The organism is Pseudomonas sp. ICBG1301, from assembly GCF_016918385.1.
GTDB lineage: Bacteria > Pseudomonadota > Gammaproteobacteria > Pseudomonadales > Pseudomonadaceae > Aquipseudomonas > Aquipseudomonas palleroniana.
The window spans coordinates 1-213 of the sequence record NZ_JAEKGB010000042.1; the positions used below are offsets into that span (position 1 = coordinate 1).

A 213-nucleotide genomic window follows, 5' to 3' on the forward strand; every position below is an offset into this window, starting at 1 on the left:
TTCTCGAAGTTGCCGCCGGTAGCGTCGGTGATCTTGACGGTCTGGGTGCTCTTGTCGATGAACACGTCATCGCTTGGTGCCGGGACGGTCACGGTGCCGACGGTGTCACCGGCCTTGATGGTGATGGTGGAACCGTTGTCGAGTTTCAGGGTGACGTCAGTACCCGCTTTGTTAGAAAGCGTGGCGGTGTACGTAATCTGACCACCTTCATTA

Annotated in this window: 1 protein-coding gene; it reads right to left on the reverse strand. The window is 56.8% G+C overall.

The features are described 5' to 3' along the window. On the reverse strand, positions 1–213 hold a 213-nt coding region (locus tag JBE38_RS27595; protein WP_205345606.1), incomplete at both ends, for an immunoglobulin-like domain-containing protein.